Below are 9,979 nucleotides of genomic sequence, written 5' to 3'. Positions count from 1 at the left end.
CCCTGAACCCTCCCCCCATGGCCAACACCCAGCAATCCCAACAGATGGCAAATGCGATCCGCGCATTGGCCATGGACGCCGTTCAACAAGCCAACTCCGGCCACCCCGGCGCCCCCATGGGCATGGCCGACATGGCCGTGGCGCTGTGGAGCCGCCACCTCAAGCACAACCCCACCAACCCCCAGTGGTTTGACCGCGACCGGTTTGTGCTGTCCAACGGCCACGGCTCGATGCTGCTGTACGCATTGCTGCACCTCACCGGCTACGACCTGCCCATCGGCGAGCTGAAGAACTTCCGCCAGTTGCACAGCAAGACCGCCGGCCACCCCGAAGTGGGCATCACCCCCGGCGTGGAAACCACCACCGGCCCGCTGGGCCAGGGCATCACCAATGCCGTGGGCTTTGCGCTGGCTGAAAAGCTGCTGGCCGCCGAGTTCAACCGCGAAGGCCATGCCGTGGTGGACCACCACACCTACGCCTTCCTGGGCGACGGCTGCCTGATGGAAGGTATCAGCCACGAAGCCGTGTCTCTGGCCGGCGCCTGGAAGCTCAACAAGCTGATCGCCCTGTACGACGACAACGGCATCAGCATCGATGGCCAGGTCGCTCCCTGGTTTGCCGACAACACCCCCCTGCGTTTTGTGGCCAGCGGCTGGAACGTGATTGGCCCCATCGACGGCCACGACGCCGACAAGGTGGCCGCAGCCATCGTCGAAGCCAAGAAGCAGACCGAGCGCCCCACGCTCATCGTGTGCAAGACACACATCGGCAAGGGCAGCCCCAACCGCGTGAACACCGCCAAGGCCCACGGCGAGCCCCTGGGCGCCGAAGAAATCAAGCTCACGCGGGAAGCCCTGGGCTGGACCAGCGAGCCCTTCGTGATCCCCGAAGACGTGTACGCCGGCTGGGACGCCAAGGCCGCTGGCGCTGCCGCTGAAGCCACCTGGAACGAACGGTTTGCCGCCTACAGCAAGGCTTTCCCCGAGCTGGCTGCCGAATACACCCGCCGTATGCAGGGCGACCTGCCCGCCAACTTTGCGCAAGTGGCCGTGGACACTGTGGTGGCCGCGCACACCAAGGGCGAGACCGTGGCCAGCCGCAAGGCCAGCCAGCTGGCGCTGGAAGCCTTCACCGCCGCGTTGCCCGAACTGCTGGGCGGCAGCGCCGACTTGACAGGCTCCAACCTCACCAACACCAAGAGCACGCCCAACCTGCGCTTTGACATGCAGGGCAACGTGGTCAAGACCGAAGCCGCGAATGGCGACAAGGTCGGTGGCCGCCACATCAACTACGGTGTGCGCGAATTCGGCATGGCCGCCATCATGAACGGCGTGGCGTTGCACGGTGGCTTCATCCCCTACGGCGGCACCTTCCTCACGTTCAGCGACTACAGCCGCAACGCCATCCGCATGGCCGCGCTGATGAAGCAGCGCGTGATCCACGTGTTCACGCACGACTCCATTGGTCTCGGTGAAGATGGCCCCACGCACCAGTCCATCGAGCACGTGGCCAGCCTGCGCCTGATTCCCAACCTGGATGTCTGGCGCCCCGCTGACACGGCAGAAACCGCCGTGGCGTGGAGCGTGGCCCTGTCCAATCGCAACAAGCCCACCGTGCTGGCCCTGTCGCGCCAGAACCTGCCCTATGCGCCCAAGCGCGACCTGGGCGACATCTCGCGCGGCGCCTACGTGCTGAGCGAGCCTGCCGACGTGGGCATCAAGAAGAAGCCCGTGGCCGTAATTATCGCTACCGGCTCTGAAGTGCAGCTGGCCCTGAAGGCCCAGCGCCTGCTGGCCGACAAGAAGATCGGCGTGCGCGTGGTCTCCATGCCCAGCACGACCACCTTTGACCGCGAAGATGCCAAGTACAAGAGCAGTGTGCTGCCTGCGGGCGTGCCGCGCGTGGCCGTGGAAATGGGCGTGACCGACGGCTGGTGGAAGTACGGCTGCGCCGCCGTGGTGGGCATCGACACCTACGGTGAATCGGCCCCCGCGCCTGTGCTGTTCAAGCACTTCGGCTTCACCGAAGAGAACGTGGCCGACGCAGTGCTCGTGGCCATCGGCGCTGCCCGCCTGAAGCCCGCCAAGAAGGCCCGGTAAAACGCCCTTTGCCCGCTGCGCACCGCTGCCAGCGGGTGCGCGGCGGCCAATTCATGATTTCGACTTTGCAACTTTGAAGAGGCTCCCTATGACGATCAAGATTGGTATCAACGGCTTCGGCCGCATCGGCCGCAACGTGCTGCGCTCGGCCATCCAGAACTTCAGCGACATCGAAGTCGTGGGCATCAACGACCTGCTGGAGCCAGAGTACCTGGCGTACATGCTGCAGTACGACTCGGTGCACGGCCGCTTCAAGGGCACCGTGGCGGTCGAGGGCAACACCCTGATCGTCAATGGCAAGAAGATCCGCCTCACGCAAGAGCGCGACCCCGCCAACCTGAAGTGGAACGAAGTCGGCGCCGACGTGGTGATCGAATCCACCGGCCTGTTTCTGGACAAGGTCACGGCGCAGAAGCACCTGGACGCTGGCGCCAAGAAGGTCATCCTGTCGGCTCCGTCGAAAGACGACACCCCCATGTTCGTGTTCGGCGTGAACCACGACACCTACGCAGGCCAGGCCATCATCTCCAACGCCTCGTGCACCACCAACTGCCTGGCCCCCGTGGCCAAGGTGCTGAACGACAAGTGGGGCATCAAGCGCGGCCTGATGACCACCGTGCACGCTGCCACCGCCACGCAAAAGACCGTGGACGGCCCTTCGAACAAGGACTGGCGCGGCGGCCGTGGCATTCTGGAAAACATCATCCCCTCTAGCACCGGTGCTGCCAAGGCCGTGGGCGTGGTGATTCCGGCCCTGAACAAGAAGCTGACCGGCATGTCCTTCCGCGTGCCCACCTCCGACGTGTCGGTGGTGGACCTGACGGTGGAACTGGACAAGGCCGCCACCTACGAAGAAATCAAGGCCGAAATGAAGGCCCAGTCCGAAGGCGCCCTGAAGGGCGTGCTGGGTTACACCGAAGACAAGGTGGTGGCCACCGACTTCCGTGGCGACACCCGCACGTCCATCTTTGACGCTGACGCCGGCATCGCGCTGGACGGCACCTTCGTCAAGGTCGTGAGCTGGTACGACAACGAATGGGGCTACTCGAACAAGTGCCTGGAAATGGTGCGCGTGGTCGCCAAGTAAGCTTTTTTGAGAAGTTGAAAAAGCGCTAGAAGCAACTACCCTGTTCAAGCCGGTCGCCTGCAAAGGCCGCCGGCTTTTTTTTCGTCTGCGCGTTTGTGGTGGCTTGCACCGCCTCAGAGCAGGGCAGCGGCAGGCGCCTGCGGCGGCGCGCTGGCAATGTGCACCGTGCGGGTAGGAAACGCAAATTCCACGCCCATGGCTTTGAACTCGCGCAGCAGCCCCAGGTTGATGGACTGCTGCAGGTCCATGTAGAGGTTGTAGGCCGGGTCTTCGACGATGTAGACCACCTCATAGTCCAGCGAGTTGGTGCCCAGCGCCTTGAAATGTGCACGGTCAAAGCGCAGCTCCGGGTGTGCCTCGATGAGGTTGCGCACAACGCCTGGAATGGCCTCGGCCTGCTCGGGGGTGGTGCCATAGGCTACGCCAAAGGTGAACACGATGCGCCGCCGCTCCAGCATGCGGAAGTTGCTGATGGTCTGCTTGAGCAGGTCGGTGTTGGACATCACGATCTGCTCGCCCTGCAGACTGCGGATGCGCGTGGTCTTGAGACCAATCACCTGCACGGTGCCCGACACATTGCCCACCACGATGAAGTCGCCCACCTCGAAAGGCTTGTCCACCGCAATCGCTAGCGATGCGAACAGGTCGCCCAAAATGTTCTGTACCGCCAACGCCACGGCAATACCGCCCACCCCCAGGCTGGCGATGAAGGCCGTGATGTTCACCCCCACGTTGGACAAGATGGCCAGCAGCACCACGCTCCACAGCAGCGTGCGCAGCCCCCACGACATCAGCGTGGCCGAGGCGCTGACCTGCGTCATGCCGCTGGACGAGTGCCGCTCCACATAGCGGCGTACGCCAATGCCAATCGCGCGCATGCCCCACAGCCCCATCTGCAGCGCCACGGCGACAAACCATAGCTGGCTCAGACGGCTCTCCCAGCGGCCCGGCAGGTCGAGCAGGCTTGCGCCCACCAGCAGTGCCACCACCAGCATCAGCGTGCGGCTCGTGCCTTCCAGCACATCCACCAGAGTCAGTGCCATGCCGCTGTGTGACTGCGTGGCCCACACTTTGGCGCGGCGGGTCAGTAGGTGCAGCACCACAAGGATGGCTGCGTAGGTGGCCACAGCCGCCGCCAGGGCCACACACAGGCTCCATAGCGGCACGCCCGCAAAGGTGGTCTCCTGGACCCAGTTAAAAAAGGTGGATGGCGGCATGCAGTAACTCTCCTCTTCGTTGTGTTGCGGTGATGGAGCAGGCGTGCGCAGCGCCCGCGCAGAGGCCACGGCCATGGGACGTGGCGTACGGGTGAAGGGCACCCGCAACAACACGCTGCGTGCGCGTGCTGTCATTGATCGAGACCTGGGGGAGATGAGAGTTCCCGAACGCAACAAGCCACTCTCCTTCACGCAAATGGTGGGCGCCTTGTTTGCAAGTGTTCGTAAGACATGCCCCACAGCAATACAGAGGCAGGGCCTACGCCTGCTTGCCGGGCGAGCCCCAACAATGCATCAACACCAGAACCCCCTGGTGGCCCGCCCGATACGTCGGTACGGCCTACCCAACCACCTCCAGAGGAGTCCACCACACCATGCATTCATCCGCATTGATCCGTACCGCCACAGCGGCACTCGCACTGGGCGCACTGGCCGCCTGTTCTTCCACCCCGGCGCCCACCGAACAGATGGCGGTCACCCGCACCACTGTCAACCGCGTGGCGGCTGCCCCGGCTGTGGCCACCAGCTCCCCCGTGCAGCTGCAGCAAGCACGCGAGAAGCTGATGCAGGCCGAAAAAGCGATGGCAGAGAAGGACTATGTGGCGGCACGCCGCCTGGCCGCTGAGGCCGAGGTAGATGCCCGTGTCGCTGAAACACGCGCAGACGCGGCCAGCAATGCCGCCAACCTCGCCCAAGTGCAAGACGGTATCCGCGCACTGCAAGAAGAAATCAACCGCCGATCGCCCCGCTGAGCCAGCGCCAACCATGGGGCCACCGCGCCCCCTGGCTTCGCCTCAGGCACACACCGTTGAGGCCCCCGCGATTGCCCCACCCCATTTCAAGGAACACCTGACCATGCACCGCTTTTTTCACCGAACCACCGCCCTGTGCACCAGCCTGATTGCCGTTGGCCTGCTGGCCGCCTGCGCCAGCACCACCCCATCGCCCGCGCTGGAAGAGGCCCGTACCGCAGTGAGCACCGCTGCAGGAGACCCGGCCGTCAACCAGTACGCGCAGCTCGAACTGAAGCAAGCCACCGACGCACTGGCCAAGGCCGACCGCGTGTGGGCCGATGACCGCGACACGTCCGAGACCAACCACCTGGCGTACATCGCCCGCCAACGCGCCGAGATCGCCACCAATGCAGCCCGCGCACGCCAGCTCGATGCCAACATCAAACAGGCAGGCAGCGAAGCCGACCGCATCCGTCTGCAGGCCCGCACCCAAGAGGCTGACGCGGCCCGCCTGCGCGCCCAGCAAGCCCAGCAGCAGGCGATGAGCGCCGAGCAACGCGCCGCACAACAGCAGGCGCAAGCCACCGCTGCCATGGCCCAGGCCAATGCGGCACAAGACCGCGTGCGCGCACTCGAAGCGCAATTGCGCGAACTCGAAGCCCAGCAGACCGAACGCGGCCTGCTGGTGACCTTGGGCGATGTGCTGTTTGCCTTCAACAAGGCCGAACTCTCGGCCCAGGCCGGCCCGCGCCTGGACAAGCTGGCGAACTTTCTCAAACAGTTCCCGGACCGCAAGCTGTTGATCGAGGGCTACACCGACAGCGTGGGTGGCGACAGCTACAACCAGGACCTGTCAGACCGCCGCGCGCAGGCCGTGCGCGATGCGTTGGTGCAGCGCGGCGTGGACAGCAGCCGCATCGCCGCACGCGGCTACGGCAAGGCCCACCCGGTGGCTGACAACGCGTCGCCCGAAGGCCGCGCCATGAACCGCCGTGTGGAGATCGTGATTGCCGATGACAAGGGCAATTTGCGAGGCCGTTGAGGCCCCACAAAAAGTCCTACCGTGAAGCCGTATTGAAGCTGCAGTGAACCTGCACTGAAGCCCACAAAGACCGCGCCGCCTACGCTGCGCGGTCTTCAAACGTTTCGGTATCGACTTCGCTCGCGGATTGTGCGTTGTAGCGCTGGCCCACTACCGTGCGCTCGTTGATCAGCGCATCCAGCCGCGCCATGGTGGCGGCGTCCAGCCGCACGTTGGCAGCACCCAGGTCGTCCTGCAAATGCTCCACACTGGTGGTGCCTGGGATGGGAATGATGTGCTCGGCCTTGTGCAACAGCCACGCCAGCGCCAGCTGGGCGGGGGTGCAACCCATATCGTGCGCAATGGCTTGATAGCCGTCGAGCAGATTCAGATTGGCGGCATAGGCGTCGGGCGCAAAACGGGGCATGGCGCGGCGGATATCCTTGGCATCCAGCGTGCTCACATCGCGCAGATCGCCACACAGAAAGCCCCGCGCCACGGGGCTGAACGCCACAAAGGCGGCGCCCAGTTCTCGGCAGGCGTCCAGCACAGCAATCTCGGGGTTGCGCGTCCAGAGCGAATACTCGGTCTGCACCGCAGCAATGGGGTGCACCGCGTGCGCCTTGCGCAGCGTGGCGGCCGACACCTCCGACAGGCCGATGCTGCGGATCTTGCCCGCACGCACCAGGTCGGCCAGTGCGCCCATGCTGTCTTCAATGGGCACCTTCTTGTCCCAGCGGTGCAGGTAGTACAGGTCGATCACGTCGGTCTGCAGACGGCGCAGGCTGTCTTCGCAGGTCTGGCGCAGCGTGGCGGGGCGGCCGTCGATCACGCGTACCAGCTTGCCGTCGCCATTCACATCCACGCCCTGCATGCCGCATTTGCTGGCCAGGGTGAAACGGCTGCGGTGCTGCTTCAGCACACGGCCCACCAGGGTTTCGTTGGCGCCAAAGCCGTACAGCGTGGCGGTGTCAAACAGCGTCACGCCCGCATCCAGCGCGGCCAGCAGCACGCGTTCGCCCTGCTCGGCAGACACCGGGGCGCCATAGGCGTGCGACAGGTTCATGCAGCCAAGGCCGATGGCCGAGACGGAGAAAGGTCCAAGGTTTCTTTGTTGCATGCCGCGAGCTTACGGCAAGCGAGGCAACCCACCGGGTGGCTCGGGCTTGGAGGCTGGGCTAAGCCTTTGCAACGGGTGGCCGCTTCGCCCACAGCTCAATGCGCTCGCCCGCAGCACAGGCGGCCACCAGCTGCGCAAACCGCGCCTCCCGGGTCGCATCGCGTTTGGCGGATGTGACCCAGTGCAGCATCACCTTGCGGTAGCTGGGCGGTGTGGACTCCTGAAAGTACCGCCACGCGGCCTTGTTGCGCTGGAAAATGCGTTGCAGCGCCACCGGCAGCTCGGCCACCCCCGCCTGCTCGTGCGAGTAAATGGCCGACTTGTCTGCCTTGCGGTGCGCGAAGGCGGCCAGCCCCGCAGGCGTCATGCGGCCTGCCGCCTGCAACTGCTCCACTTTGGCGATGTTGACCGCACTCCAGATCGACGACGGCTTGCGCGGAGTGAAGCGGATCGAATACGTGTGCTCGTCAATACGCCGCCGAATGCCATCGATCCACCCAAAGCACAGCGCTTCGTCCACCGACTCCGGCCAGCCCAAGCTGGGGCGGCCCGAGCCCACCTTGTGAAAACCCACCAGCAGCTCCGTCGCGCTGGCGGCGTGGCGCTCCAGCCAATCGCGGAACGCCTGCGGGGTGGCAAAGAAGGTGGGCGCGGGCTGCTGGATCATGGTGCTGCAAACGTCCTTCCGTCTTGCCTTCTTCCTACCAGTTGCAGCTGCAGGTGCGCGGGTCAGGCCACCACGGCGTCATGCACTTGCTCGGCGTGTGGTCCCAGCGGCACCACGCACAGCGTCACACCATCAAGCGTGAGCACCAGCCCCAACTGCCCGCCTACCTGCACCACCCCACCCACAGTGGCGCTTGCGCGCTGGGCACGCGGTGGCACAAGCTGCATCGCCTGGGCTGCGGCATGCACCGCCCCCGCGCTGACGGGCGGCTGGCGCAGCAGCGCCCACAGTGTCTGTGGGTCTCGCGATTGCAGCGACTGCAGATACAGGCGCAGCACTGCGGCGTTGGCGCCCTTGGGTTCATCGCTGGATTCGTCGCCCTCCTGCGCCTGCCGCAGCCGCTGCAAGGCGCGGCGCAGTTGCTGGCGGCTGGCTGCTTCAGACCGACCGCTGGCCTGCGCCAGCTCGGCATGGCTGGCGTCGAACACAGCATGCAACAGCAACGCAGCGCCCTCCGCAGGCGTCACATACTCGGCAAGTCGCCGCAGCGCCAGCGTGGCCTGCTGCGCAAGAGCCGCATCGGCCTCCGCAGAAGGTGCGACCGCGCCAGCGACATCGGCGTGCGCGCTCTGCACGGCTTCAGCCAGCCATTGCGCCATCCACTGGCGCCGCCGCAAACGGTCGATGGCCAGATTGCGCACCACAGTCAGCAGCCAGGCCTGGGCAGCATTGAGCGCAGGGGCATTGGCCTCCAGCGCGCGCACATAGGCGTCCTGCACCGCGTCTTCAGCATCGACCGGGCCTAGAAGGCGCGTGGCGGCGCGCACCAAGGCACTGCGGCTGGCGCCTACGAGCGCCACGGTGTGTTCGTCTTTTCGCATCGGAGCATGGTGCCACAGGCAGACCCAAAGCAGACTAGGACAGCAGTTGATGGACGAATGCAAGGATCCGGCGTTGGGTCGAAGGAAGGGCTCAGGCCCAAAGCAGACCTTGCGCGTAGCGTACCAATCGATCGGTGTGGCGGACTTCTGTAAAGTCTCAACATGTTGATCCATCACCCTCGTTCCACGCCCCAACTCCACCGCGATTTCCTCGATCGCGCCGTCTCTATCTTGGCAGCAGACTCCCGGGTTGTCGGTGTTGCAGCGGCCGGCTCCTATTCTGCAGACCTGATGGACGACTACAGCGATCTAGATTTGGTCGTCGTGTGCGAGGGCGCGAGCTTTGACGAGGTGATGCAGAGCCGCAAGCAAGTCGCTTCCAAGCTCGGGCGGCTGGTGGCAGCGTTCACAGGCGAGCACGTCGGCGAGCCACGCTTACTGATCTGCCTTTACGGACCACCCGCCCTTCATGTTGACCTCAAGTTTGTTCGCATTGAGGATCTGAAAGACCGGGTCGACCAACCCACCGTGTTGTGGGAGCGCGATGTGCGGCTGACCGAGGCACTAGCCCACGGGAAGCGAGCATTTCCCCCGCCCGACCACCAGTGGATCGAAGATCGATTCTGGGTGTGGGTGCACTACGGCGCCTCGAAGATTGCCCGCGGAGAACTGCAGGAGGCGTTGGACTTCTTCTCTTTTTTGCGCGGGTGCGTGCTTGGTCCGCTTGGGCTTGAACGTGCGGGCAAGGCACCCATCGGTGTTCGGCGGGTAGAACTAGTGCCAGAGTTGGCGTCATTGCTGGCAAACACGGTTGCTACTCTGAATGCTCCCGCATTGTTGGAAGCGCTGGAGAACACTATCGCGGCGTATCGGACCCTTCGTGCGTCGACGGTCAAAGTGAACACAGACGGCGAATACGTTGCCATGAATTTTTTGCACCAAGTACGCAGCCAAATGGGTTGAAGGCCCCGGGGCGTTCTTCACGTACCCTGGAGCCGCAAGTTCCGGTTCTGGCCGATAGCACCCACCCCAATGTCACCCAGCAGTTGCAATGCAGCCTAACCCTCTGGCCTGGGGGAAACATAGGTAGCTACGCCTGACAAGGCTGGCTGAACGGGCACAACCCGCAGCAAAAAGCCACCCGCTATTCCCC

The 9,979-nt window shown here is 64.6% G+C and carries 9 protein-coding genes; 5 read left to right on the top strand and 4 right to left on the bottom strand.

What is annotated here, in order from left to right:
• Positions 1-17: 17 nt before the first annotated feature.
• Positions 18-2,099, top strand: coding sequence for a transketolase (gene tkt, locus DBR23_RS19160; protein WP_108499267.1), 2,082 nt, complete (start codon positions 18-20; stop codon positions 2,097-2,099).
• Between the two features lie 88 nt (positions 2,100-2,187).
• Entirely contained in the window at positions 2,188-3,186 is a 999-nt protein-coding gene (gene gap / locus DBR23_RS19155; RefSeq protein WP_099731861.1) for a type I glyceraldehyde-3-phosphate dehydrogenase, read from the top strand.
• A gap of 113 nt (positions 3,187-3,299) precedes the next feature.
• Here the strand turns inward: gap and DBR23_RS19150 are convergent, their stop codons facing one another.
• Positions 3,300-4,403: a mechanosensitive ion channel family protein gene (locus DBR23_RS19150; protein WP_108499266.1), complete on the bottom strand. Its 1,104-nt coding sequence runs from the start codon at positions 4,401-4,403 to the stop codon at positions 3,300-3,302.
• 374 nt (positions 4,404-4,777) lie between these two features.
• Here DBR23_RS19150 and DBR23_RS19145 point away from each other — a divergent pair, with 374 nt between their 5' ends.
• Together DBR23_RS19145 and DBR23_RS19140 are read left to right on the top strand one after the other, a co-directional pair.
• Complete coding sequence (locus DBR23_RS19145) at positions 4,778-5,155, top strand: DUF4398 domain-containing protein (RefSeq protein ID WP_108499265.1); 378 nt, start codon at positions 4,778-4,780, stop codon at positions 5,153-5,155.
• Between the two features lie 103 nt (positions 5,156-5,258).
• Complete coding sequence (locus DBR23_RS19140) at positions 5,259-6,179, top strand: OmpA family protein (RefSeq protein ID WP_108499268.1); 921 nt, start codon at positions 5,259-5,261, stop codon at positions 6,177-6,179.
• A gap of 79 nt (positions 6,180-6,258) precedes the next feature.
• Here DBR23_RS19140 and DBR23_RS19135 read toward each other — a convergent pair whose 3' ends face one another.
• From DBR23_RS19135 to DBR23_RS19125, 3 genes are all read right to left on the bottom strand, one after another.
• Positions 6,259-7,278 carry an aldo/keto reductase gene (locus DBR23_RS19135; protein WP_108499264.1) on the bottom strand — a complete coding sequence of 340 codons (1,020 nt, stop codon included), beginning with the start codon at positions 7,276-7,278 and terminating at the stop codon, positions 6,259-6,261.
• A 58-nt stretch (positions 7,279-7,336) separates the two neighbouring features.
• A complete protein-coding gene (locus tag DBR23_RS19130) occupies positions 7,337-7,945 on the bottom strand; it encodes a YdeI family protein (protein ID WP_108499263.1) in 609 nt (202 codons plus the stop codon).
• Positions 7,946-8,007: 62 nt separating this feature from the next.
• Positions 8,008-8,805: a sigma-70 family RNA polymerase sigma factor gene (locus DBR23_RS19125; RefSeq protein WP_233250573.1), complete on the bottom strand. Its 798-nt coding sequence runs from the start codon at positions 8,803-8,805 to the stop codon at positions 8,008-8,010.
• A 183-nt stretch (positions 8,806-8,988) separates the two neighbouring features.
• Between DBR23_RS19125 and DBR23_RS19120 the strand changes: the two genes are divergently transcribed.
• Positions 8,989-9,789 (top strand): nucleotidyltransferase domain-containing protein, encoded by an 801-nt coding sequence (locus tag DBR23_RS19120; RefSeq protein ID WP_108499261.1) that lies wholly within the window; start codon positions 8,989-8,991, stop codon positions 9,787-9,789.
• Positions 9,790-9,979: the final 190 nt, after the last annotated feature.

This window comes from Acidovorax sp. HMWF018, assembly GCF_003061035.1.
Lineage (GTDB): Bacteria > Pseudomonadota > Gammaproteobacteria > Burkholderiales > Burkholderiaceae_C > Acidovorax > Acidovorax delafieldii.
This window is presented reverse-complemented; position numbering and strand designations above follow the sequence as displayed.

What these genes read in the sequence shown, in the direction of transcription:
- tkt (WP_108499267.1), top strand. Translation starts at nt 18, where the DNA reads ATGGCCAACACCCAGCAATCCCAACAGATGGCAAATGCGATCCGCGCA.
- gap (WP_099731861.1), top strand. Translation starts at nt 2,188, where the DNA reads ATGACGATCAAGATTGGTATCAACGGCTTCGGCCGCATCGGCCGCAAC.
- DBR23_RS19150 (WP_108499266.1), bottom strand. Translation starts at nt 4,403, where the DNA reads ATGCCGCCATCCACCTTTTTTAACTGGGTCCAGGAGACCACCTTTGCG.
- DBR23_RS19145 (WP_108499265.1), top strand. Translation starts at nt 4,778, where the DNA reads ATGCATTCATCCGCATTGATCCGTACCGCCACAGCGGCACTCGCACTG.
- DBR23_RS19140 (WP_108499268.1), top strand. Translation starts at nt 5,259, where the DNA reads ATGCACCGCTTTTTTCACCGAACCACCGCCCTGTGCACCAGCCTGATT.
- DBR23_RS19135 (WP_108499264.1), bottom strand. Translation starts at nt 7,278, where the DNA reads ATGCAACAAAGAAACCTTGGACCTTTCTCCGTCTCGGCCATCGGCCTT.
- DBR23_RS19130 (WP_108499263.1), bottom strand. Translation starts at nt 7,945, where the DNA reads ATGATCCAGCAGCCCGCGCCCACCTTCTTTGCCACCCCGCAGGCGTTC.
- DBR23_RS19120 (WP_108499261.1), top strand. Translation starts at nt 8,989, where the DNA reads ATGTTGATCCATCACCCTCGTTCCACGCCCCAACTCCACCGCGATTTC.